Origin of the sequence: Kitasatospora sp. NPDC001261 (assembly GCF_042896795.1) — a bacterium.
In the GTDB taxonomy this organism is placed as follows: Bacteria; Actinomycetota; Actinomycetes; order Streptomycetales; family Streptomycetaceae; genus Kitasatospora.
In genome coordinates, this window is sequence record NZ_JBIAXP010000034.1 from 68,528 (window position 1) to 89,334 (window position 20,807).

The 20,807-nt window shown below is 73.0% G+C and carries 26 protein-coding genes and 1 tRNA gene; 14 read left to right on the plus strand and 13 right to left on the minus strand.

Annotated elements, in window-relative coordinates:
• Window positions 1–37: 37 nt before the first annotated feature.
• Window positions 38–613, minus strand: a complete 576-nt coding sequence (locus tag ACFY4B_RS35600; RefSeq protein ID WP_387974854.1) for a GrpB family protein — start codon at window positions 611–613, stop codon at window positions 38–40.
• A gap of 371 nt (window positions 614–984) precedes the next feature.
• On the opposite strand from ACFY4B_RS35600, the gene ACFY4B_RS35605 reads away from it, so the two are divergent.
• Complete coding sequence (locus ACFY4B_RS35605; RefSeq protein WP_049649385.1) at window positions 985–1,551, plus strand: LysM peptidoglycan-binding domain-containing protein; 567 nt, start codon at window positions 985–987, stop codon at window positions 1,549–1,551.
• Between the two features lie 117 nt (window positions 1,552–1,668).
• Here ACFY4B_RS35605 and ACFY4B_RS35610 read toward each other — a convergent pair whose 3' ends face one another.
• Together ACFY4B_RS35610 and ACFY4B_RS35615 are read right to left on the minus strand one after the other, a co-directional pair.
• Complete coding sequence (locus ACFY4B_RS35610; protein WP_387974857.1) at window positions 1,669–2,220, minus strand: hypothetical protein; 552 nt, start codon at window positions 2,218–2,220, stop codon at window positions 1,669–1,671.
• A gap of 14 nt (window positions 2,221–2,234) precedes the next feature.
• The gene (locus tag ACFY4B_RS35615) at window positions 2,235–2,663 is read right to left on the minus strand and encodes an ATP-binding protein (protein WP_387974860.1); all 429 of its coding nucleotides are present in this window, start codon (window positions 2,661–2,663) and stop codon (window positions 2,235–2,237) included.
• Between the two features lie 160 nt (window positions 2,664–2,823).
• Here ACFY4B_RS35615 and ACFY4B_RS35620 point away from each other — a divergent pair, with 160 nt between their 5' ends.
• Window positions 2,824–3,777, plus strand: a complete 954-nt coding sequence (locus ACFY4B_RS35620) for a helix-turn-helix domain-containing protein (protein WP_380739186.1) — start codon at window positions 2,824–2,826, stop codon at window positions 3,775–3,777.
• The gene (locus ACFY4B_RS35625) at window positions 3,737–3,877 is read left to right on the plus strand and encodes a DUF397 domain-containing protein (protein ID WP_369808254.1); all 141 of its coding nucleotides are present in this window, start codon (window positions 3,737–3,739) and stop codon (window positions 3,875–3,877) included. Before ACFY4B_RS35620 ends, ACFY4B_RS35625 begins: the two co-directional genes overlap by 41 nt.
• Before the next feature lie 74 nt (window positions 3,878–3,951).
• On the opposite strand, the gene ACFY4B_RS35630 is transcribed toward ACFY4B_RS35625, so the two are convergent.
• Window positions 3,952–4,545 carry a CGNR zinc finger domain-containing protein gene (locus ACFY4B_RS35630; protein ID WP_387974863.1) on the minus strand — a complete coding sequence of 198 codons (594 nt, stop codon included), beginning with the start codon at window positions 4,543–4,545 and terminating at the stop codon, window positions 3,952–3,954.
• Window positions 4,546–4,642: 97 nt separating this feature from the next.
• Between ACFY4B_RS35630 and ACFY4B_RS35635 the strand changes: the two genes are divergently transcribed.
• The 8 genes from ACFY4B_RS35635 (at window position 4,643) to ACFY4B_RS35670 (ending at window position 9,843) form a co-directional block, all read left to right on the plus strand.
• Window positions 4,643–5,710, plus strand: coding sequence for an alcohol dehydrogenase catalytic domain-containing protein (locus ACFY4B_RS35635; RefSeq protein ID WP_387826081.1), 1,068 nt, complete (start codon window positions 4,643–4,645; stop codon window positions 5,708–5,710).
• A 24-nt stretch (window positions 5,711–5,734) separates the two neighbouring features.
• Entirely contained in the window at window positions 5,735–6,736 is a 1,002-nt protein-coding gene (locus tag ACFY4B_RS35640; protein WP_387974866.1) for an alpha/beta hydrolase, read from the plus strand.
• A 303-nt stretch (window positions 6,737–7,039) separates the two neighbouring features.
• The gene (locus ACFY4B_RS35645; RefSeq protein ID WP_049649391.1) at window positions 7,040–7,237 is read left to right on the plus strand and encodes a hypothetical protein; all 198 of its coding nucleotides are present in this window, start codon (window positions 7,040–7,042) and stop codon (window positions 7,235–7,237) included.
• Between the two features lie 9 nt (window positions 7,238–7,246).
• The gene (locus ACFY4B_RS35650; protein ID WP_049649392.1) at window positions 7,247–7,651 is read left to right on the plus strand and encodes a type II toxin-antitoxin system VapC family toxin; all 405 of its coding nucleotides are present in this window, start codon (window positions 7,247–7,249) and stop codon (window positions 7,649–7,651) included.
• Window positions 7,652–7,724: 73 nt separating this feature from the next.
• A tRNA-Leu gene (locus ACFY4B_RS35655) sits at window positions 7,725–7,808 on the plus strand.
• Window positions 7,809–8,055: 247 nt separating this feature from the next.
• Complete coding sequence (locus ACFY4B_RS35660) at window positions 8,056–8,586, plus strand: hypothetical protein (protein WP_159028326.1); 531 nt, start codon at window positions 8,056–8,058, stop codon at window positions 8,584–8,586.
• Between the two features lie 256 nt (window positions 8,587–8,842).
• On the plus strand, window positions 8,843–9,232 hold the full coding sequence (locus tag ACFY4B_RS35665) for a peptidoglycan-binding protein (RefSeq protein ID WP_387974869.1): 390 nt from the start codon (window positions 8,843–8,845) through the stop codon (window positions 9,230–9,232).
• A gap of 254 nt (window positions 9,233–9,486) precedes the next feature.
• Window positions 9,487–9,843, plus strand: coding sequence for a peptidase inhibitor family I36 protein (locus tag ACFY4B_RS35670; protein ID WP_375873196.1), 357 nt, complete (start codon window positions 9,487–9,489; stop codon window positions 9,841–9,843).
• A gap of 17 nt (window positions 9,844–9,860) precedes the next feature.
• Here ACFY4B_RS35670 and ACFY4B_RS35675 read toward each other — a convergent pair whose 3' ends face one another.
• From ACFY4B_RS35675 to ACFY4B_RS35695, 5 genes are all read right to left on the minus strand, one after another.
• Complete coding sequence (locus ACFY4B_RS35675) at window positions 9,861–10,268, minus strand: hypothetical protein (RefSeq protein WP_387974872.1); 408 nt, start codon at window positions 10,266–10,268, stop codon at window positions 9,861–9,863.
• 112 nt (window positions 10,269–10,380) lie between these two features.
• The gene (locus tag ACFY4B_RS35680; RefSeq protein WP_387974875.1) at window positions 10,381–10,842 is read right to left on the minus strand and encodes a hypothetical protein; all 462 of its coding nucleotides are present in this window, start codon (window positions 10,840–10,842) and stop codon (window positions 10,381–10,383) included.
• 133 nt (window positions 10,843–10,975) lie between these two features.
• Window positions 10,976–11,932: a hypothetical protein gene (locus ACFY4B_RS35685; RefSeq protein ID WP_387974877.1), complete on the minus strand. Its 957-nt coding sequence runs from the start codon at window positions 11,930–11,932 to the stop codon at window positions 10,976–10,978.
• A gap of 133 nt (window positions 11,933–12,065) precedes the next feature.
• Window positions 12,066–12,335, minus strand: coding sequence for a hypothetical protein (locus ACFY4B_RS35690; protein WP_049649399.1), 270 nt, complete (start codon window positions 12,333–12,335; stop codon window positions 12,066–12,068).
• A gap of 342 nt (window positions 12,336–12,677) precedes the next feature.
• On the minus strand, window positions 12,678–12,947 hold the full coding sequence (locus ACFY4B_RS35695) for a hypothetical protein (protein WP_387974880.1): 270 nt from the start codon (window positions 12,945–12,947) through the stop codon (window positions 12,678–12,680).
• Between the two features lie 279 nt (window positions 12,948–13,226).
• Between ACFY4B_RS35695 and ACFY4B_RS35700 the strand changes: the two genes are divergently transcribed.
• On the plus strand, window positions 13,227–13,820 hold the full coding sequence (locus ACFY4B_RS35700) for a LuxR C-terminal-related transcriptional regulator (RefSeq protein WP_387974883.1): 594 nt from the start codon (window positions 13,227–13,229) through the stop codon (window positions 13,818–13,820).
• 36 nt (window positions 13,821–13,856) lie between these two features.
• Here the strand turns inward: ACFY4B_RS35700 and ACFY4B_RS35705 are convergent, their stop codons facing one another.
• The 3 genes from ACFY4B_RS35705 to ACFY4B_RS35715 all read right to left on the minus strand — a co-directional run bounded on the left by ACFY4B_RS35705 (window position 13,857) and on the right by ACFY4B_RS35715 (window position 16,956).
• Window positions 13,857–15,074: a hypothetical protein gene (locus ACFY4B_RS35705; RefSeq protein ID WP_387974885.1), complete on the minus strand. Its 1,218-nt coding sequence runs from the start codon at window positions 15,072–15,074 to the stop codon at window positions 13,857–13,859.
• 44 nt (window positions 15,075–15,118) lie between these two features.
• Window positions 15,119–16,345, minus strand: a complete 1,227-nt coding sequence (locus tag ACFY4B_RS35710) for a hypothetical protein (protein WP_387974888.1) — start codon at window positions 16,343–16,345, stop codon at window positions 15,119–15,121.
• Window positions 16,346–16,623: 278 nt separating this feature from the next.
• Window positions 16,624–16,956, minus strand: a complete 333-nt coding sequence (locus ACFY4B_RS35715; RefSeq protein ID WP_387974891.1) for a hypothetical protein — start codon at window positions 16,954–16,956, stop codon at window positions 16,624–16,626.
• A gap of 310 nt (window positions 16,957–17,266) precedes the next feature.
• Between ACFY4B_RS35715 and ACFY4B_RS35720 the strand changes: the two genes are divergently transcribed.
• Together ACFY4B_RS35720 and ACFY4B_RS35725 are read left to right on the plus strand one after the other, a co-directional pair.
• Complete coding sequence (locus ACFY4B_RS35720) at window positions 17,267–18,481, plus strand: histidine kinase (protein ID WP_117492013.1); 1,215 nt, start codon at window positions 17,267–17,269, stop codon at window positions 18,479–18,481.
• The gene (locus ACFY4B_RS35725; RefSeq protein WP_049649405.1) at window positions 18,478–19,185 is read left to right on the plus strand and encodes a response regulator transcription factor; all 708 of its coding nucleotides are present in this window, start codon (window positions 18,478–18,480) and stop codon (window positions 19,183–19,185) included. Before ACFY4B_RS35720 ends, ACFY4B_RS35725 begins: the two co-directional genes overlap by 4 nt.
• A 118-nt stretch (window positions 19,186–19,303) precedes the next feature.
• Here ACFY4B_RS35725 and ACFY4B_RS35730 read toward each other — a convergent pair whose 3' ends face one another.
• Entirely contained in the window at window positions 19,304–20,716 is a 1,413-nt protein-coding gene (locus ACFY4B_RS35730; RefSeq protein WP_117489864.1) for an amidase, read from the minus strand.
• Window positions 20,717–20,807: the final 91 nt, after the last annotated feature.

Below are 20,807 nucleotides of genomic sequence, written 5' to 3' on the forward strand. Positions count from 1 at the left end.
CCGAATCACCCCCCGAATCCACCCCGAGCCCGATCCGCTACACACCTCCCACCTGCCAGCCGACGGCGGCGGCCCACCGTTCGGCCCCCGCCATCAGGACCTCGGTCGCGGGCGCCTTGATCTGGCCGTAGTCCGCGAGATCCGGCACGTTCACCGCAAGCCGCTGCTTGAACGCCCCCCACGCCCGACGGGCGGTCTCGTCCGCACGCAGATAGTCCCGGAACAGCAGGGCGAAGCGCGCGTTGGGGCCCGTGCTCTCCCGGAGGTGCACATTGCACCGGCGCGCGCCGACCGGTGGCGCGAAGACGAGCTTGCGACAGTGGCGCCCGGCCGAGACCTCCATGCGGTTCCACGGTTCGGGCCGACAGCGGAAGCCGATCGCGGCGAGCAGCGGAACGTCGCGCGCCTCGTCGATCGCGCTCATCCGCACCTGCACGTCGATGCAGTCCTTGGCCGGCAGGCCCGGCACCGAGGTCGATCCCACATGGTCGACCGCGACGGCGAGACCCTCCAGGGATTCCTCCAACCGCCTGGCCAGTCGCTCGAACTCCGCCGGCCACTCCGGCCGGTACTCGACCACTGCGACCTGACCGGGCTCATCGGGAAACGGCATGGCCACGGACCCTACTGCTCACGGGTGTCCTGGTGGCGCCGGGCCGTCGATGGGGTCAGCCTGCCGTCCGAAGGATCAAGAGAGGCTGACATGCACAAGGTCATGACGATTCGCCACGACCGGCAACGGGAAGTCGGCGGGGCCGACTTCCCGCGCGGGCAGGGTGATGTGGGGTCAGGTACGGGTGGCCGCCGGGGCGCGGCCGCCGTGCCGGGGATGTCACCCGATGCGGTGAATTGTGTGCAAACCCCGATGGCACCTAGAGTCCAAGGACTGGTGTTCGTGCGCCGGCGGCGGGTGAGGCTGCCTGTCTCTGACGTGCCGCTAGCCCGGCTTGACGACGCCAAGTCCCTTATCCGAAAGGAATATCCATGAGTGACACTCTGTACGCTGGCAACGAACTCGGTCTCGGCCAGTCCCTGACCGGCGGTGCCTACACGCTGACCCTCCAGGGGGACGGGAACCTGGTGCTCTCCGAGCCGGGCGCCGTCGTGTGGGCGACCGAGACCCAGAACCAGGGCGTCGAGCGGGCCGTGCTCCAGGAGGACGGCAACTTCGTGCTCTACAAGGGCGACGGTGCGGCGTGGTCCACCGGGACCGACGGCCAGGACGTCGACCGCCTGGTCGTGCAGGCCGACCGCAACGTGGTGCTGTACGCCCGGGACGGCGGGGCGCGGTGGGCGACGGACACCAACACCGATTTCCCCCTCGCCGCCGAGGCCCCGGTCTCGGCCCCGGCCCCGGTCGCGGAGCCGGAGCCGGTCCCGACCCCGGAGCCCGTCGCGGTGCAGACCTACACCGTCGAGCCCGGGGACTCCCTGTGGGCCGTGGCCGAGCGCTTCTACGGTGACGGCAGCCGCTACCTGGAGATCGCGCAGGCCAACGGCATCGACGACCCGGACCTGGTGAACGTCGGTCAGGTGCTGACGATTCCGTAATCGTGCGGTCCGGGCGCCCGCGTCCGGGCACCTCGCCCTGATCACCGGATCACCGATCCGGTGTGCCGGTGACCGGCTCGTGGGAAGTCGGCCCCGCCGACTTCCCACGCAGGGCGTTCAGGTGCGGGCGGCCTGGGTGCGGCAGTGGGAGAGGGCGTACTTGATGCGGCTGTCGGGGCCGGGGGCAGCGGTGAGGAGTTCGCCGGCGGTGACGAGCGTGGCCCAGTACAGGGCGGGGTCGCCGGTGCGGGGCATGGGGTGGGCGGCGGCCAGGGAGAGGTAGGCCGTGGTGAGGTTGCCGGTGGTGAACCACCGCTGGAGGCCGTGACGGTGGCCGGGGCGGATGCCGCCCATGGCGTCGATGGCGACCAGGAAGTGTTCGACGACGGTGAGTTCGGTGTCGGTGAGGGACTTGGGGACGTCGAAGACGCCGAGGGCTTCGAGGAGTTCGCCGGTGTCGTTCTCGGAGTCCGGGCGGGGGTTCGAGAGCAGGGCGTCGTAGCACTCGGCCAGGCGGCGGCTGGTCTCGGCGAGGGGGATGTCGAGGGCGAGGCAGACGGCGCGCGCGACGGGCAGGGGCGGGTGGCCCAGGCGGGCGATCAGGGCGAAGGCCGCGGCCGGGGTGGCACCCCGGGAGAGGGCGTGCCGGGCCAGGGTCGTGAGCTGCATCGGGGTTCGGGCTTTCAGGCGAGGGCGGTGGCGGGCGCGGGGGCGACGAGCACCCAGACGAACTTGCCGATGCCGTCGGGACGGGAGGTGCAGCCCCAGCGCTCGGCGAGCTTGCTGACGAGGAACAGGCCGCGCCCATGCTCGTCGGAAGGGGCGGGGGTGTGGAGGGTGGGGTGTCCGCTGCCGGCGTCGTGGACCTCCAGCCGCAGGCGGGAGTTGATCAGGGCGATGCGGATCTCGATGTGGCGGTCGTCCGGCGCGTCGGAGTGCTGGACGGCGTTGGCGAACAGCTCGCCGAGGAGGAGTTCGGCGGTGTCCGAGTAGCGGTCGCCGGAGGGCAGCCCGGAGAGGTACGCGCGGAGCAAGTAGCGCGCCAAGGGCGCGGATTCGGCGCGGGAGTCGAGGTGCGCGACGAACGCGCGGGGCCGACGGGGCGAGAGCATGGGGGAGCACCTCACGGGGGCGGAGGGGGTGTGAAGGGGGCGCGCGATGTAACGCTATGCATGCAAAAGATTGCATTCCGGCATCAATGATGAGGGTGTCGGAGTTACGGTTGCGACCAAAACGGAGTACGGAGATCCGTGGCACCTAAGGGGGAAACACGTGGCACATCGGCGCCTTGGGCTCGAGCCGACGGCGAACCCGGCGGAGATGTTCGGCGAAGCGCTCCGCTTCGCGCGTGAGCGAGCCGGCTACACCCAGGAGCAGCTGGGGAAGCTCCTGAGCTTCTCCCGCACGGTGATCACCCGGTTCGAGGGTGGGAGGAGGTCGATGGACCGGGAGACCGTCGAGAGGGCTGACGAAATCCTGGCCATGGGGGGCTTGCTGGTCCGGCTGTGGGAGCGGGTGGACTGGCAGGCGGACATCGAAAGCGCGGACTGGTTCGAGAAGTTCATGGAACTGGAGGACGAAGCGCTGGCGATTCGGGTGCTTCAGTACTCTCGGATCAATGGCTTGTTGCAGTGCGAGGAGTACGTCCGCGCGATGTTCGCGACTGGAAACGCGCGCAACAATCCGAAGTTGCTAGCCGAGCGGATTGAGACCCGGCTGATGCGGCAGCACCGCTTCCTGGTCGCTGATGGGCCGACCCTCATGGTGGTGCTCGATGAGGCTGCCATTCGTACGGTCTTCGGAGGGCCGGGTGTGATGAGGCGGCAGATGGAGCATCTTCTCGCGGTGACGGAGCAGTCGAACATCGTGGTCGAGGTGATGCCGTTCGGCAGTGCGATGCCAGTTGCGCCATCTGCCTCGCTGGTGCTGATGCTGATGCCGGACGGCAGGGAGTGGGTGTACTCGGAGAGCCTGTATCGCGGGCACTTCAGCGACGCCCCGTCGGTTGTCGAGCAGTCCAGGCGGGACTTCGACATGATGCGCGGCGGTGTACTCTCACCTGGAGAAACCAGGGCCCTGATCGCCGATGCGATGGAGGAGTACCGTTTTGCAGAACGTCGATCTGAGAAAGGCTGCTTGGAGCAAGAGCAGCTACAGCACGGGCGACGCGGGCGAGTGCATCGAGGTGGCCCTTGGCTTCCTCCCCGGCGCCGTCCCGGTGCGTGACTCCAAGGACCCCGGCGGCCCCTCCCTCCTCTTCCCCGACTCCTCCTGGAACGCCTTCGTCGCGGCGGTCCGGGCCGGCGAGTTGCCGATCGAGGGCTGAGTCACCCCTCCACATCCCTCCCTCGGGGCGGGGCGCCAACTGGTGCCCCGCCCCGAGGCGTTCCCCGCTCGTGGCTACTTCGCCTTCGCCCGGTAGGCGCGCTTCTTCGCGAGTGCGCCGCAGGTCTTCATCGAGCACCAGCGCCGCGCGCCCGCCCTCGACGTGTCCACGAACGGCGTTCCGCAGTCGGGGTTTCCGCAGATGCGCACGCGCGTCCGCTGCTCCTCGGACGCGCAGAGCGCGATCAGGTCCCGCGCGACCATCGACAGCACGGCCGCGATCCCGTCCCCGTCCCACCGCACGGACGCCGCGTCCGCCGAGAGCACGGGCACCGAAGTCGCTTCTGCTGCCGCCCTGTTGACCACCGCGACGTCCTCGGGCGAGGGCGGCGCCCCCTCCGCCAGCGCGACGCCCGTCCGCTGGATCGCCTCGCGCAGCCGCCTCGCTCCCTCCAGCTCTGCCTCGTCGCACCTCGGTGCCACCGTCGTGCAGCCGCTCTCCACGCTCCACCGGCTCAGGTCCTCCGGTTCGGCGAGCCGCTCGACGTGCAGTTCCTTGCCGCGGTCGGCGAGCGTGCCGGCGAAGGCGAAGCACAGCCGTGCGTCGTCGAACCGGAAGTCGGTCTTGGCGCGCTGGCGCCCTTCTCGTCGGCCGTCTTCGTCACTCATGTCCACCACTCTAAGCGGTTGACACGCGGCGAAGCGGGCGCATAGCTTCAAGGTCCACCACTTGAACCGGTGGACTTTCCCCGAGGAGGTCGCGTCCATGCGCGCCGCAGTCATCGAAGAACTCCACCAGCCCCTCGTCATCCGTGACGTGCCCGACCCCGTCTGCCCGCCCGACGGCGCCATCGTGCGGGTCGGCGCCAATGGGATCTGCCGCACCGACTGGGCCCTGTGGGCCGGGGACTTCTGGACGGGAGGGCCGCAGGTCAAGCCCCCGTTCGTCCTCGGCCACGAGTTCGCCGGCACCGTCGTGGAGGTCGGCCGGGACGTTCGGGACTGGCGGGACGGCGACCGGGTCATCTTCCCGATGAACCCCGGCGAGGGCTCATGCGAGATGTGCCGCAGCGGCAACCAGCACGTGTGCGAGCACGTGGACTCGCTCGTCCCCGGCGTCTCCTACTGGGGCGCCTTCGCCGAGTACGTCATGGTCCGCTTCGCCGACGTCAACCTCGTCCGGGTGCCGGAGACCGTCGGCTTCGTCGATGTCGCCGCCCTCGCCTGCCGCTACATGACCGCCTTCCACGGCGTCGTCGACCAGGCCCGCGTGCGCGGCGGGGAGTGGGTCGCCGTGTACGGGGCCGGCGGCGGCATGGGCCTGTCCACGGTGGAGATCGCGGCCGCCACCGGCGCCAACGTCATCGCCGTCGACATCTCCGAGGAGAAGCTGGAGGCCGCCCGCGCCCTGGGCGCCGTCCACACCGTCAACGCCGCCACCGACGACCCGGCCGAGGCGGTCAGGACCCTCACCCGGGGCGGCGCCCACGTGTCCGTCGACGCCGTCGGCATCGCCGAGGCCTGCCGCAACTCCGTCCTCTCCCTGCGCACGCGCGGCCGCCACCTCCAACTCGGGCACACCACCGGTGCGGAGAAGGGCGACGTCGGGCTACCGATCGACGTGATGATGGTCAAGGAACTGGAGTTCCTGGGCGCCTTCGGCATGCAGGGCCAGCGCTTCGGAACCATGCTCAACATGATCGAGGCCGGCCGCCTCAACCCCGGCCGGATCGTCACCCGCACCGTCGGCCTCCACGAGGCGAGTGGCGTGCTGGAGTCCCTGGAGACGTACGGGCCGACCGGCGTCGTCGTCATCGACGAGTTCCGGGCCTGAGCACCGGTGGAAGGAAGCACGACCATGCCCGTTCCCCGCCTGCTGGTCGACCCGGAACTGCGCCGGGCCCTCGACGCCGTCCCGATGACCCCCAACGGCGCGTTCGACCTGACCGACATCCCCGCGACCCGCGAGACCCTCCGCGCCTTCGCCGCGGCCGTCGCCGACTCCACCCCCGACGACCCGTCGGTCACCGTGACCGAGCACCGCGCGACCCGGCCCGACGGCCCGGACGTGCCGATCCGCCTGCTGCGGCCCACCACCGCCGGGCCCGGCCCGCTGCCGGTCCTGCTCTGGTTCCACGGCGGCGGGCAGGTGCTCGGTTTCGCCGCTCAGGACGACCCCTGGCTCAAGCGGCTCAGCACACGGCTCGGCTGTGCCGTCGCCGCCGTCGACTACCGGCTCGCCCCGGAGACCCCCGCCCCCGGCGCCGCCGAGGACGGGCACGCCGCCCACCGGTGGCTCCTCCACGAGGCGCGGGCACTCGGCCTGGACGCCACCCGGATCGGCATCGGCGGCCAGAGCGGCGGCGGGGGAGTCGCGGCGGCCACCGCCCTGCTGGTCCGCGACCACGGCGGCCCCACGCCGCTGTTCCAGGCGCTGATGTACCCCATGCTCGACGACCGGAACCGGACCGCGTCCAGCCACGAGATCACCGACCTCGGCATCTGGGACCGCGCCACCAACCTCCTCGCCTGGCGGGCGATCCTGGGCGACCGCGCCGGCACCGACCAGGTCAGCCCGTACGCCGCCCCCGCCCGCGCGGCCGACCTCGGCGGCCTGCCGCCCACCTTCGTCGCCGTCGGCGAACTCGACTCCTTCCGCGACGAGGACCTCGACTACGCCATGCGCCTGCGCGCCCACGGCGTCCCCGTCGAACTCCACCTCTACCCCGGCGCGTACCACGCCTTCGACCTGTTCGCCCCCGAGTCACAACTCGCCGAGAGCTTCGAGCAGGCCTGGCTCGGCTACCTCGCCCGCCACTTCCGTACCCCCGCACCCCAGCACCCCCGGCCCCCGGCGTAGGCCTGGTCTCCCGCCGTCTGCCCGGAGGTGGTCGGAAGTGCCCCTCCGGATGGTCTATACCCGCATCGTCAGCCTCCACGAGGCGGGCGACGTGCTGGAGTCCCTGGAGACGTACGGTCCGACCGGTGCCGTCGTCATCGACGAGTTCCAGGCCTGAGCGGCCGCGGACGGAGACACCGCCATGGCCGCTCCCCGCCTGCGGAGCCCAGGGGCGGCGGACGGGTAGCGAAGGCATCACCCGGTGTGATTGGGCTCTATCATGGCTTTCGTAAGCCCTAGCCGATCACTTGCGGGAGGCCACTCATGAGCGCCTCGGAAGTTGAACGCCCGATCTACCCGCCCGCGCGCCCCCGAGTCACGGTCGAGGAACTGCTGGCAGCCAAGAACACGCAGCCCATACGGTCCCTCGATGAGCTCCAGGCCGACACTTTCGAGTCGGACGAAGAGCTCGACGAGTTCCTGGCGTTCGTCCGCGCCGAACGCCAGCGGAACGTGGCCTGAGGGAGCAAGGTGCAGCCTGTCATTCTTGACACCGACGTCGCGTCCCTGACGCACAAGCGCAGGTTGGCGGATCCGCTGGCCAGTCGCCTGGTGGGCCGTCGACCGGTGATCACGTTCGTCACTTTCGGGGAACTGGCGAAGTGGAGTGAGGTTCGCGACTGGGGAGGGAGGCGCCGCCAGGAGCTCGCGGACTGGATCTCCGGCATCCCGGTTCTCCCCGGCGACGAAGCGGTGGCCGCGACCTGGGGCAGGCTCTCGGCGGCCGGCCTGAAGGCCGGTCTTCCGCGTCCCGTCAACGACATGTGGATCGCGGCCTGCTGTCTCACCTACGACCTTCCGCTGGCGACGCTGAACCTGAAGGACTACGCGTACTTCCAGAAGGAGCACGGCCTCCGAATCCTGGGAGCGGAGTAGCCCCCGGCCGTCTGCCCGGAGGTGGTCGGAGGTACCCCTCCGGATGGTCTATAGTTTTCCTCATCACCCAGATGCGCGGGTGGCGGAATAGGCAGACGCGCTGGATTCAGGTTCCAGTGCCCGAAAGGGCGTGGGGGTTCAACTCCCCCCTCGCGCACAGCGAACGGCCGGTTGATCTTCGGATCAACCGGCCGCTTTGTTTTGTCGTGACCTTTTGCCGTGACTGTTTTGCTGTGACCGCCGAGGGCCCCGCGCGAATCCGCGCGGGGCCCTCGGCCGTTCGGGTCCGGGCGGACGGGTGTCGGCTGTTCGGCTGTTCGGCGCACGGGGATTGCGGCGCTCAAGGCGGGCGAACAGGGTTGATCCCAAGGGCACTTCGCCAACGAACGAAGGATTCTGGGAGCATGAAGCACACAAGGATGCTCAGACGCGTGGCCGTCTCGGCCGCCGTCATGGCCACCGCCGGCTCGCTCGCGCTGGCCGCGCCCGTACAGGCGCAGACGCGGGCCGCGGGCCAGTGCGGCGGCAACGTCGCCGACTACACCTACCCGGCGCGGGCGTACGTCTTCGACGACGTGATCAGCACGTGGCTCGGCATCTCGTCCGTCCAGTTCAACGACGACATGACCTTGACCGTCGCCCCGAACGCCGCCTCCGCCACCGTCTCCGGCGCCTGGGAACTGCACGACCCGAACGGGCCGAACCCGGCCAAGATCGGGCTGGTGACCTTCTACACCACCGTCTCGCCGGCCGTCGACGGCGACGGCGTGGCCAGCATCTACTGGTACGTCGGCTACCCGAACTGCAACCCCACCGCCGCCGACCCGGCCAAGAAGCTCTTCCAGATCTACGGCGACGTCCAGAAGCAGCCGGTCTACGAGGACGGCACCAAGGGCCCGCTGAGCAAGATCAACGGCTATCAGGCCGACCGCTGACCCCTCCTCCCCGCCGCCGTCCCCGGCCCCCGCACCGTCGCGGGGGCGGGGGCGGCGGTGTGTCGGAGCGTGCCGGCTCCGCACGGTCCCGGGCAGACCGGTGGGCCGGGGGCAAGGGTTTCGACCAGGGGCGAATTCCTGGCTCCGGCGCGGCGATCGGAGCATCGTCGTCACCAGCGAAGCCACGCCGGCCCCGCGGCGGACGACGATCCGCGAGGGGCCGGCGCCAGCCGGAACTCAAGGAGAGGCACTGATCATGCGCATCAACACCTGGACCCGCCGCGCCGCCGCCCTGGCCGTGGGCGCGACCGCCGTCGTCGCCCTGACCGCCGGTTCCGCCAGCGCCGCGAGCACCCTCGCGAAGGGCAGCTACGGCTCGGCCGTCGGCTGCCTCCAGCAGGGCCTCAACTACGTGGACAGCGCCGGTCTCCAGGTCGACAACGACTTCGGCGGCCTCACCTACAACGCCGTCGTGCACTACCAGAGCGGCCACAGCCTGAGCCCGGACGGCGTCGTCGGCCCGGCCACCGGCGGCTCCATCAAGAACGCGGTCAGCCGGGCCTACAACGCCTCGAACCACGGCGGCGACCACTCCCCGGAGCTCGGCGCCTGGCTGGTCAACTGCAGCGGCCAGCTCCCGGGCTGACGCGGGCCGCGACGGGCCGGGTGCACCCGGCCCGGTGAGTGACTGACGAGGGGCTCGGCGGCCTGGCCGTCGAGCCCCTTCGCGTGCCCTTCCCCATGGTCGGATGACGGATTCGCCACCACGCCGCCCGGTGTGTGTACTTACGACTTTCCCCGGCGCCGTTTACCCCTCCCCTCCGGGGTGGGATCCCCCTCCCGAACGGCGATACCGCCGATCACCGGTGCATCGGAAGGGAGTTGGCGTTGGAGTGGTCCGTGCCGAGACGGGCGGCCGTCTCGCTGACCGCCGCCGCCATCGCGAGCGCGGCCGTGATCCCGGCGGCGGGCGCGCCGTCCGTGCCCCGGCAACTCGCCCGGCCCCGGGGCCGTACGGTGTGCGCGTTCACCGAACTCGACTTCCACGGCCTGCTGGTGCACATCCGGCAGCCGCGGCTGCTGATCGAGCCGCCCGTCGAGAGCGTGGTCAACACCAGCCACGTCGCCTGGTGCTTCTACGAGTCGCCCGCGTACGGCGGCCTCGCCGTCACCCTCGAACCGGGCCGCGGGGCCGCCAGCTTCCCGTACCCGGTGCAGTCCGCGCGGCCGGTGGGGGAGGACGACCCCACCGGCTGACGCAGACCCCCGTGGGGTCAGGTGCAGAGCTTGTCCTCCGGGCCGGCCTCGCTGACGATCACGTTCCTGTTCAGGTCCACGTCGTAGGTCCAGTACGCGGTCCACAGGCCGATGCCGCTCTGGAGCGCGGAGTCGAAGGAGTGCCGGACGGCCGTGCCGTCCTCGGAGGTGACGTAGCGGAAGGCGACGCGGTTCGCGGTGGAGTCCGGGTCGGGCCTGCCGCGGGTGAGGGTGACGAAGTCGGTCCAGTCGTAGGTGGCGCCGTCCCAGCCGAAGTGGATCCGGCCGTTCTCGCACCTCAGCGGGCGCACCTCGGGGCCGCTGCGGACATGGGCCGTCCGGTCCGAGGGGGCCGCCGACGCCGTACTCGCGAAGGTTCCCGCAAGCGCGCACACGGCGGCTGCCGCGACCCAGGGGTTCCTCATTGCCTCGCCTTCCTTCCTGTGGTGGTCGAATGCCGTGGCCGGCCGGTCCTCCCGGCCCGCCACGGGTGACGGCCGGTCGACCCGACGGTCGACCGGCCGGTGCCGAGAGGGCTCAGCTGCAGAACTTGCTGGTCGGGCCTTCCTCGCTGACGATCACGTACGTCTCCGAGTCCGCGTCGCGGGTCCAGTACGCGGCCCACAGGCCGGTGCCGCTCTGGTACTCGGAGTCGAACGAGTGCCGGACGGTGCCGGCGGAGGAGACGAAGGCGTAGGCGAGGCGGTTCCTGCTCGTGTCGGCCGGGTCGGGCTTCGTGGTGTAGAGGCCGACGAAGTCGGACGACGTGCGGGGGGCGCCGTCCCAGCCGTAGAAGATGTGGCCGTTCTCGCAGGTCAGCGGGCGCAGTTCGGGATCGCCGGGGACGACGCCCCGGCCGCCCGAGGGGGCGGGCGGGACGTGCGCCGCGACGGGCCTCGGGCCGGTGTCCGCGGGCTGGGCGACCGCTGCCGACGCCGTGCCCGCGAAAGCGCCCGCAAGTGCGCAGACGGCGGCTGTTGCGACCCGGAGGTTCTTCATGTCCTCGCTTCTCCCTTGTTCGCGGGACCGCCCACCGATCCCGGTCTGCCTGCGTACCAATCGGAGGCCCCGGGGCAGACCGTGTGACCGGGATTTGGTTCGAATGGCGGCCGTCCCGTACCGGCCGTTCCGGCTACCGGCCCTCCACGCGGCGGGCGCGGCGGAGGACCTCAAAGACCGCCGCGCCCGCGACGGCTCCGAGCGCGAGCAGCACGGCCACGGTCGCCGCGTCGGGGGCGGTGACCGGTTGGCCGCGCAGCGCCTGCCAGAGCAGGACGAGCACCAGGCCCAGGTAGACCACCCCGGCGATCCCCATCAGCGCGACCCGGTGGCGCTCGGACAGCCCGCGCGGCCGGGTGGCGAGGAGGAAGCCGATCAGCGGCAGCACCTGGAGCGCGTGGAGGCCGAGGAAGTGGGGGATCCGCAGGTCGCCGCCGAGGGTGCTCCAGTCGGTGACGGGCATTCCCGGGCCGCCGTCGGCGAGCCCGACGGTGTGCGCGCCGACGACGGGCAGGCCGTGGCCCCGCCTGGCGGCCGCGCGCTGCGGGGAGGTGGGCAGCGTCATCAGGAACGCGACGGCCATGCCGAGGGCGCTCACGGCCATGCCCAGCCGCAGCCCCCACGCGAACACCGGCGGCCGCACCCGCTGGCGCAGCAGCAGCACGACGACCACCAGGGCCATCGCCCAGGTGGCGACGATGAAGGCGGCCATCGTCATCCACACCGCCGTCGCCGCCGGGGTGGCGAAGTTGAAGTGGCTGGTCGTGCCGGCCGCCGCCGCGGCGGCGATCAGGGCCATCTCGACGACCAGCGACACGGCCGTCACCCGGGAGACGACCCGGACGAGGCGGTCGTGGCTGCGGACGAAGGTGAGCAACCAGAGCAGGGTGAGGGTGTAGAGGCCGATCGAGAGCGCGAAGCGGGCCGGTTTCGCCCAGGCGGGCTGCCCGGTGATCGACCGGGGATCGGCGAGCAGGCCGACCAGGGCGACGGCCAGCATCAGGGTCATCAGGGCGGCCGTCCCGGCCAGCGGCCGGTTCGCCGCCCACGCCCGCCGCGCCAGTTCCGAGGGCCTGGGGGCCCGCGCCATGGGGTTCCTCTCCGGGTGGGGCCATGGGAACGGCCGGTCGACCTCGTGGTCGACCGGCCGTTTCGTCATTCCGGGATCCGGTTCAGCGGGGGCCCTGTCCCGGGGCCCCGTACGTCCGGTGGTGCGGGGTCCGTCAGCCGTTCACCAGGGTGGCGCCCGAGCCGGTGAACCCACCGGTGACGCCCTCGTCGTCGGACCAGATCCCGAAGTCGGCGTGCGAGACGCCCTCGGGGCTGACCGAGGACTCGGCGCCCGCGACACCGGCGCCGTCCGGGCCGGCGGTGAAGAAGCCCTGGCCCCAGGCCGCGTCGACGCCCCCATGGGCCGAGGCCAGGCCGGCGGCGCCGATCACGAGCGGGACGGTGAGGGCGCTGACGGCCAGGACACGCTTGAGAACACGCATGGTGGTTTCCTCCGTGGGATTCGAGGTCATGAGCGGCGGCGCCGATCGGCCCGCCGGAACCAGCCAGACACGCACCGCCAGCCCCCGCAAGCGAGGCCGCCATCCGAACAGGCCTAACGGTTCGTCAGACGCGCCGCGCCGACCTGCGGAAATGGCCGATCGGGCGATCATCCGCCGACGTCGTTCGGGCGGAGCAGCCCTGCGGTATGTGGTTCCGCTCCGGGCAGGCCCATGGGAACGGCCGGTCGACCTTCGTGGTCGACCGGCCGTTCCCTCATTCCGGGATCCGGATCAGCGGTGTCCCCGCTCCGGGGGTCCGTACGTCCGGTGGTGCGGGGTTCGTCAGCCTTGGTTCCAGGTGGCGCCCGAGCCGGTGAACGCGCCGGAGACGCCGGTGTCGTCGGACCAGACCCAGAAGTCGGCGTGCGAGACGCCTTCGGGGCTGACCGAGGACTCGGCGCCCGCGATGCCGGCGCCGTTCTCGTTGGCGATGAACTGGCCCTTGCCCCAGGACGCGTCCAGGCCCTCCTGGGCCGAGGCGAGGCCGGCGGCGCCGATCACGAGCGGGACGGTGAGGGCGCTGGCGGCCAGGACACGCTTGAGAGCACGCATGGTGGTTTCCTCCGTGGGATTCGAGGTCATGAGCGGCGGCGCCGATCGGCCCGCCGGAACCAGCGGGACACGTGCCGCCGCCCCGCGCAAGCGGGGTCGCCAGCCGAACGATGCCCACGGTGCGTCAGGCGCGCCGCGCCGACCTGCGGAAACGGCCGCTCGGGCGGTCGATCGCCGAGGTCGTCCGGGCGGAGCAGGCGGTGCGTCAGGAGACAGCTGCGGCGGCCGGCCGATCCGAGGGCCGACCGGCCGCCGGGCTCACGGGGCCGTGGATCGCGGTTGGCCTCGTTGGCGGACGAGCCCGACCCCGTCCTGGTCACCCGGGTCGGCACCGGCGCCCTCTACCTCGACCGCCTCGGCGCGGTGTCCTCCCGGCACGCCATGCTGCTGAAGGCGTCGGCCGCCCTCTGCGCCGAGGACGACCGGGACGCCCTGCGCCGCTTCGCCCTCGCGCTGGACACCCCCGGAGCCGACCGGTGGCGCTTCGACCACGCCCGGGTCCGGCTCGCCCACGGCGAACGGCTCCGCCGGGCCCGGGCGACGGTCCGGGCCAGGGCCCAACTCGACGCCGCCCTGGAGACGTTCGAGGAGCTGGATGCCCGGCCGTGGGCCGAGCGGGCGCGGCACGAACTGCGGGCGACGGGTGCGAGCAGGCCGGGGGCCGACGCCTCGAACATCCACGGTCTGAGCGCCCAGAAGCTGGAGATCGCCCGCCTCGCCGCCTCCGGACTCACCAACAAGCAGATCGCCGAACGGCTGTTCCTCTCGCACCGGACCGTCGGCGGGCACCTGTACCAGACCTACGAGCGGCTCGGCATCACCTCCCGCACCATGCTGCGCGACGCCCTCGGGCCCGCGCCGGAGCAGGGCTGAGAACGGCCGGTCCGAGAGGGGACCGGCCGTTCCGCGTCAGGGCTTCCAGACCACGGGGTGGGACGCGACCGGCTGGCCGGCCGCGTTCAGCTCGACGGCGTGACCGGCGACCAGTCCGGCGTCGTTGATGTACCTGGCCTCGGCGTACGGGCCGAGCGGGGACGGCGGGAGCGTGACGGTCGTCCCGTCGGGCTGCCACAGCAGGGCGGTGCTGCGGGTCCAGTCCGGGCCCTGGGCGCTGCCGACGGCGGTACCCGCGTTGTTGACCGCCATGGCCTCGCTCTGCCGGCCCGCCGGGCCGCCGAGCAGGGTCTGGCTGCCGTCCGGGTTCCAGCGGGCGGCGAACGTGGAGTGCGCCGCGTCGAACGTGGCCCCGACGACGGTGCCCGCGCTGTTGACGGCCCGTGTTCGGCCGTAGCCGGCGTCGCGGACGGTGCCGTCGGCCGTCCAGACCAGCACCCGGTCGAACTCCGTGCCGCCGGCCCGCCGCCCGTGCCCGAGCACCACGCCGTCGTCGGTCATCCTGTCCACCCGGGCGCCGTCGACGCCCGGCGGGAGCGGGAGCGCGGTCACCGTGTCCGTCGGGCTCCAGAGCACCGGGGTCTCCTGGTAGTCGCCGTTGCCGAGGCGCCGTACGGAACTGCCGGCGACGAAGCCCGCGTTGGTGACGGAGGCGGTCGAGCCCATGGTGTCGCCGGGCAGCAGCGGCAGGTCGACCCGGGTGCCGTCGGCCCGCCACTTCAAGGGCTTGGACTGGTAGACCTCGTCGTACGAGCCGCCCACCACGACACCGGCGTCGTTGACCGCTCCCGCGCCGCCGCCGCGGACTCCGGCCGGCAGCTCCAGCGCGGTCGGGGTGCCGTCCGGGGCCCAGCGGACCGGGTGGTTGTCGCTCATCGACACGAAGGAGGCCCCGACCACGGTGCCCGTGTCGTTGTACCCGCTCGGGCGGCTGGACAGGTCGCCGGGCAGCGGCGCCAGGACGGTGTAGCCGAGGTGGTCGGGGCTCCAGCGGATGGCGCGCGGACCGGACTGGCCGGGGGTCTTCGCGAAGTACTCGCCGACGACGACGCCGTCGCGGCTCAGGCCCCACACCGTGCTGTAGGCGGTGTCCGGCGGGGTCGGCAGGAACTGCGGGGAGGCCAGGTAGTGGGCGGGAGCGGCAGCCGCCGCGGGTATCGGGCCGAGGAGCAGGGCGGCGGCCGTCGCGGCGGCGGCGAGGGCGGCCGTACGAGAAGTGCGTGAACCGGTCATGCGGAGAACTCCTGTTACGTCGGGGCGACTTCGGGTCGTGGCCATCAGGGCTTCCAGACCATCGCGCGCGGCAGCGACTGCGCGTCCGGCAGGGTGGCGTGCCCGACGATCACCCCGGACTCGTTGACGAGGGAGGCCGAGGCGTACGGGCTGAGCGAGGACGGCGGGAGCGTGACGGCCGTCCCGTCGCGCTTCCACAGCAGTGCCGTGCCGTGGTCCCAGTCCGAACCCGTCGCGGTGCCGACGGCGGTGCCCGCGCTGTTGATCGTGCGCGCCGTGCTCTGTTGGCCTGCCGGGCCGTCGAGCAGCGTCCGGGTGCCGTCCGGGTTCCAGTAGGCGGCGTGCAGGGAGCGGGCGGCGTCGAACGCCGCCCCGACGACGGTGTCGGTGTTGGTGATGGAGTTCGGCCGGCCCTCGCCGATGTCCCGGACGGTGCCGTCCGCCGCCCAGAGCACCACCCGGTCGAGCTCGGTGCTCCCCTCTCGCCGTCCGGGGCCGACGATCACACCGGCGTCGGTGATCCGGTAGACCCCGGCCACGTCGATCCCCGGCGGGAGCGGCAGCGCGGTCACGGTGCCCGACGGGCTCCAGACCACCGCGCGCTTCCGGGGCTCGCCGCTGAGACGTCGTTCGGACCAGCCGATGACGAAGCCCGCGTCGTTGACGGCCGTGGTCGCACCGGTGTCGTCGCCGTCCAGCAGCGGCAGGGCGACCCTGGTGCCGTCGGCCCGCCACTTCACGGGCAGGGGGCGGAACGCCGCGTCGTACGAATCGCCTATCACGACACCGGTGTTGTTGATCCCGTTCGCGCCGCCGCCGCGGGCTCCGGCCGGAAGTTCCAGTGCGGTCGAGGTGCCGTCGAGGGCCCAGCGGACCGGGTGGTTGTCGGTCAGCGTCGCGAAGGAGACCCCGACCGCGGTGCCGGCCTCGTTCATGGCGCCCGGGCGGGTGCCGATCTCGCCGGGCAGCGGTTCCAGGGCGGTGAGGCCGAGGTTGCCGGTGTTCCAGCGGAGGGCGCGCGGGGCGAACCGGCCGGGGATGTCCAGGTAGCACTCGCCGAGGACGTCGCCCGCGTTGTTCAGGCTGTACGCGGTGCTGAGCGGGGCGGCGTTGGCGGGCAGCGGTAGGAGGTGGGGGGTCGGGAGCAGGTGGGGGGTCGGGAGCGGTGGGCCCGGGTCGGCCGTTGCGGCGGGTACCGGGCCGAGGAGCAGGGCGACGGCCGTCGCGGCGGCGGCGAGGGCGGCCGTGCGCGGGGTGGATGAACCAGCCATCCGGAAACTCCTGTCTCTTCAATGACCTTGTGGATCAAGCGAATTGACGTTCCGTCGGAGTCAGGCTGGTCGGGTGCCCGGTCCGGTGGCCAAGTCTCGGCCACCGTCCGTTCGTTGGCAGGCCGATCACCGAAACGGCCGGAATCCGCACCCCCGGATCCGCATCGGGCAGGTCGGGAGGGGTGCGGATCCGGGGCGGCGGCCGGTTTCCCGTGGTTCGGCCGAGCGGGGCGGTGGGGGTGCCGGGGCGGGCGTCGTTGCGCCTCCGCCCGGCTGCGTCAGCCGGGTGCGATCGCCGGGCCGCCGCTGCCGGTGGTGCCCTCGGCGGTGCCCTCGGTGGCGTCCCGGCCGCCGCTCCAGCCGCTTCCGGAGCCGCCGCCACCGGAGCCGCCGCTGGAACCCCGGACGTACACCGTGAAGGAGGTCAGGCCGGGGGGCAGTTCCCAGGCCCCACCGGCCCGGACGGACACCCGGTAGGCCTGCGGGCCGCCGTCCCGCTGGGCGGGTGCGGCCGGGGCGGTCGTCGTGGTGCCGGTCGTGACGGCCAGCGCCGTGGCAGTGGAGGCGGTCGCCAACAGGCCTTGCCGGAAGAGCTTTTGATTGATCGTCATCCTTGCGATGGTCTGATCTCCGGCGGCCCCGGCGGTGGCTTCGACCCCGAATCACGCGAACGAGTGGTCGCGTTCCGGCCGAGTTCGACGGGGCCCTCGTCGGTGAAGGTCGGCGGCCCTCGGACGGGCGGCCCTCGGACGGGCGGCGCGGGACCGCGCCCGGGGCCCCGCCGCGGGGAGCCGCGTCGCGCTCGGCGGAGTCGGCGGAGCCGACGGGTGGCGGACGGCGCGGGGGCACGGCGCGGACCTGCGGAGATCCTCCCTCGATCGGGGGAGGGCGAGGGTGCGAAGGCCGGTGATACTGGCGGACATGATCAAGGGACTGAAGCCGCTGCTGCGCGGGTCGACGTATACAGGTGTGCTGTTCGCGGTGGTCGGGGCAGTGGCCGCGCTGCCGGTGGCGATGGTGGCGCTCGGGGTGACGCTGGGGCTGTCCGGCCGCCCGGACTCGGTCTGGGTGGCGCTGCCCCTGTGGGCGGTGCTGCTCGGGCTGTGCGGGCTGCCCCGGCTGGTGCGCCGGGTGCTGGCGGCGGGGGCGCGCAGGACGCTGGGCGTCGCGGTGCCCGCCCCGGTGAAGGGGGCCGCCGCGGCGGAGTGGTGGCGGACGCCGGCGTTCGTGGTGGCGCATGTGGCACTGGGCTGGACGGTGCTGATCGGCGGCAGCACGCTGCTGGTGACGGCCGTGGCGCTGCCCGGCCGCTGGGCGGAGGGCACGGCGCGGGTCAGCCTCCTCGGCTGGGCCACGGACGTGACGGGCGTCTGGGCCTGGATCGTGGGAGTGCTCGCCCTGGTGCTCGCGGCGGCGCTGTTCGTGGCCGTGTCGGGCGCGCTGCGGTGGCTGGCGCCCCGGCTGCTCGGGCCCTCGCCGGCCGAGCGGCTCGCGATGGCCGCCGAGCGGGAGCGGCTGCTCGCCGAACGCAACCGGCTGGCCCACGAACTGCACGACTCCATCGGGCACACCCTGACCGCCGCCACCATCCAGGCCGCCGTCGCGGGCGAGGTGCTGGCCGACGACCCGGTCGCCGCGCGGGCCGCCATGCGCAGCATCGAGGAGTCGACCCGGGCCGCGCTGGAGGACCTCGACTACGTGCTCGGCGCGCTGCGCGAGGAGCAGTCCGGCACCGCGCCGACCCGCACCCTCACCGACCTGCCCGAACTGATCGACCGGCTCCGGCACGCGGGCGCCGTCGTGGCGCCGCGCACCACCGGGGACCTGGCGCAGGTGCAGGGCACGCTCTCCCGGGCCGCGTACCGGATCGTCCAGGAGGGGCTGACCAACGCGCTGCGGCACGGCTCGGGCGGGACGATCGAGCTGCGGGTGGCGGCGGGGGCTGACGAGCTGGAGCTGAGCGTGGTCAACGGGGTGGCGGACGGGGCCGGGGCGGGCGGCTTCCCGACCTCCGGGCACGGCCTGCCCGGGCTGGCCGAGCGGGTGCGGCTGCTGCACGGCGAGTTCGAGGCCGGCCCGTACGGCGAGGGGCAGTGGCGGCTGGCGGTCCGGCTGCCGATGCGGTGGTCGGCGTGAGCGGGGCCGGTGAGGACAGGGCGGCCGACCCCGCCGCGGGGGCGGCGCCCGACGTCACCCTCCTGATCGCCGACGACGACCCCGTCACCCGCAGCGGCCTGAGCACCCTGCTGGGCGCCCAACAGGGCATCACGGTGGTCGGGCGGGCCGCCGACGGGGTCGAAGTGGTCCAGCAGGTACGGATGTTGCGGCCGGACGTGGTGCTGATGGACGTGCGGATGCCGCGTCGCAACGGGATCGAGGCGACCCGCGAACTGCTGAAGGACGCCGACCCGCCCAAGGTCGTGGTGATCACCACCTTCGAGAACGACGGCTACGTCACCGCCGCGCTGAGCGCCGGCGCCAGCGGCTTCGTGCTGAAGCGGCGGCCCGTCCCGCAGATCGCCGAGGCGGTACGGGTGGTGGCCGCCGGGGAGGCGGTGCTGTTCCCCGCCGCGCTGCGCCGGATGGTCGCGGCCCGGCCGCTGGAGTCGGCCGAGGCGCTGCCCAGGGCGGCGCTGACCGGGCGGGAGGAGGGGGTGCTGCGGCTGATGGCGACCGGGCTCTCCAACCCGGAGATCGCGCAGGCCCTCGCGGTGAGCCAGGAGACGGTGAAGACGCACGTCGGGAACGTGCTGGGCAAGCTCGGCGCGCAGAACCGGACCCATGCGGTGGTGATCGCGTACGAGAGCGGGCTGGTGGTGCCGGGGCTGCCCGGCGCCTGAGCGGCGGTGCGGCCACGGTGATGTGGCCACGGCGGGAGCAGCCCCGGCGGTCGGTGCGGCCTGCGGCCTGCGGCCTGCGGTGTGCGGGCGTGCGGGCGTGCGGCTTACGGCCTGCGGCTTACGGCCTCGGGTCGATCGGGGCGAGGGTGCCGAGGCGGTCCTCGACGGCCTGGGCGGCGGCCAGGCAGAGGTCCTCCCGGAAGGCCCGGCCGACGAGCTGCACACCGGTGGGGAGGCCGTCCGCGGCGAGACCGGTCGGGACGGCGACGGACGGGACGCCGACGAAGCTGGTCACCGAGCAGAGCCGCATGGCCGAGGCGACCCGGTCCCGGCCCGCCTGGTCCCGCGACTCCAGGCCCGGTTCGACCGGCGGCTCGGTGAACACCGGGCCCAGCAGCAGCGGGTACGCATGCAGGAACTCCGCCCAGGAGCGGCGGATGTTCATCCAGGTGCCCAGCAGCCGGATCAGGCCGGGGCCGTCCACGGGCGGGGAGCTGCGCATCGTCAGCTCGATGAAGCGGTCGCCGCCCTCGCCCAGCAGCTGCCGGACGGCGGGCCAGTTCGGCGCGAACTCGGTGCCGGTCAGGCGGTGGTAGGTGTCGAGCGCCTCGTCCAGCCGCGGGACGTCGGGGACCTCCTGGACGTCGTACCCGGCGTCGCGCAGCGCGTCGGCGGCGGTCTCGACGGCGCGGCGGACGGTGGGGTGGACGCCGTGGCCGCCCGGGTCGGCGACGACGGCGACCCGGACGGGGGCGGCGAGCGGCTCGCCGTACAGCGGGACGGGCACGGCGCGCGGGTCGCGCGGGTCGGTGCCCGCCAGCGTCTCGTAGGCGAGCCGCAGGTCGGCGACCGTACGGGCCAACGGGCCGTCGGTGACCAGGACCTGGGAGGCCGGGCCGGGGTCGTCCGGGCCGATCAGGCGCTGGTCGGCGGGGAAGCGGCCGGTGGTCGGATCGAGGGCGGCGACCCCGCAGAAGGAGGCGGGGATGCGGACCGAGCCGCCGGAGTCGTTGCCGAGCCCGAGCGGGGCCATCCCGGCGGCGACGGCCACGCCGTCCCCGCCGCTGGTGCCGCCCGGGGTGCGGCGCCGGTCCCAGGGGTTGTAGGTGTCGCCGTACAGCTCGCTGCGGGTGTGCATCCCGGCGAGGATCAGGGTCGGCAGGTTGCTGTGGCCGATCGGGATCGCCCCGGCCGCGCGCAGCCGGGCCACCGGGACGGCGTCGTCGGTGGCGACGTGGTCGCGGAAGCGCGGGGTGCCGAAGGTGGTGGCCACGCCGGCGATCGGGGTGCACTCCTTCACGGTGAACGGCACGCCCGCGAGCGGCCCGAGGGGCTCGCCGGCGGCCCGGCGGCGGTCGGTGTCCCGCGCGGCCGCGCGGGCCCGGTCGGCGAGGAGCTGGGTGACGGCGTTCAGACGGGGGTTGACCTCGTCGATCCGGGCCAGGTGGCTGTCCACCACCTCCAGGGCCGACACCTCGCCGCCGCGCACGGCGGCGGCGAGTTCGGTGGCGGGCTTGCTCCACAGGGACATGGGGGCGCTCCTCGGCGGGTCGTCGGGCTCGTTCCGATGCGGTCGCATCGGAACCGAACGAACCCTAGCCCGGAACCGATACGCTTGCATC

Bases quoted from the DNA above. Each gene is read 5' to 3' on its own strand.
- ACFY4B_RS35600 (WP_387974854.1), bottom strand. From the start codon at position 613: ATGCCGTTTCCCGATGAGCCCGGTCAGGTCGCAGTGGTCGAGTACCGG.
- ACFY4B_RS35605 (WP_049649385.1), top strand. From the start codon at position 985: ATGAGTGACACTCTGTACGCTGGCAACGAACTCGGTCTCGGCCAGTCC.
- ACFY4B_RS35610 (WP_387974857.1), bottom strand. From the start codon at position 2,220: ATGCAGCTCACGACCCTGGCCCGGCACGCCCTCTCCCGGGGTGCCACC.
- ACFY4B_RS35615 (WP_387974860.1), bottom strand. From the start codon at position 2,663: ATGCTCTCGCCCCGTCGGCCCCGCGCGTTCGTCGCGCACCTCGACTCC.
- ACFY4B_RS35630 (WP_387974863.1), bottom strand. From the start codon at position 4,545: ATGAGTGACGAAGACGGCCGACGAGAAGGGCGCCAGCGCGCCAAGACC.
- ACFY4B_RS35635 (WP_387826081.1), top strand. From the start codon at position 4,643: ATGCGCGCCGCAGTCATCGAAGAACTCCACCAGCCCCTCGTCATCCGT.
- ACFY4B_RS35640 (WP_387974866.1), top strand. From the start codon at position 5,735: ATGCCCGTTCCCCGCCTGCTGGTCGACCCGGAACTGCGCCGGGCCCTC.
- ACFY4B_RS35645 (WP_049649391.1), top strand. From the start codon at position 7,040: ATGAGCGCCTCGGAAGTTGAACGCCCGATCTACCCGCCCGCGCGCCCC.
- ACFY4B_RS35660 (WP_159028326.1), top strand. From the start codon at position 8,056: ATGAAGCACACAAGGATGCTCAGACGCGTGGCCGTCTCGGCCGCCGTC.
- ACFY4B_RS35665 (WP_387974869.1), top strand. From the start codon at position 8,843: ATGCGCATCAACACCTGGACCCGCCGCGCCGCCGCCCTGGCCGTGGGC.
- ACFY4B_RS35675 (WP_387974872.1), bottom strand. From the start codon at position 10,268: ATGAGGAACCCCTGGGTCGCGGCAGCCGCCGTGTGCGCGCTTGCGGGA.
- ACFY4B_RS35680 (WP_387974875.1), bottom strand. From the start codon at position 10,842: ATGAAGAACCTCCGGGTCGCAACAGCCGCCGTCTGCGCACTTGCGGGC.
- ACFY4B_RS35685 (WP_387974877.1), bottom strand. From the start codon at position 11,932: ATGGCGCGGGCCCCCAGGCCCTCGGAACTGGCGCGGCGGGCGTGGGCG.
- ACFY4B_RS35690 (WP_049649399.1), bottom strand. From the start codon at position 12,335: ATGCGTGTTCTCAAGCGTGTCCTGGCCGTCAGCGCCCTCACCGTCCCG.
- ACFY4B_RS35695 (WP_387974880.1), bottom strand. From the start codon at position 12,947: ATGCGTGCTCTCAAGCGTGTCCTGGCCGCCAGCGCCCTCACCGTCCCG.
- ACFY4B_RS35705 (WP_387974885.1), bottom strand. From the start codon at position 15,074: ATGACCGGTTCACGCACTTCTCGTACGGCCGCCCTCGCCGCCGCCGCG.
- ACFY4B_RS35710 (WP_387974888.1), bottom strand. From the start codon at position 16,345: ATGGCTGGTTCATCCACCCCGCGCACGGCCGCCCTCGCCGCCGCCGCG.
- ACFY4B_RS35715 (WP_387974891.1), bottom strand. From the start codon at position 16,956: ATGACGATCAATCAAAAGCTCTTCCGGCAAGGCCTGTTGGCGACCGCC.
- ACFY4B_RS35720 (WP_117492013.1), top strand. From the start codon at position 17,267: ATGATCAAGGGACTGAAGCCGCTGCTGCGCGGGTCGACGTATACAGGT.
- ACFY4B_RS35730 (WP_117489864.1), bottom strand. From the start codon at position 20,716: ATGTCCCTGTGGAGCAAGCCCGCCACCGAACTCGCCGCCGCCGTGCGC.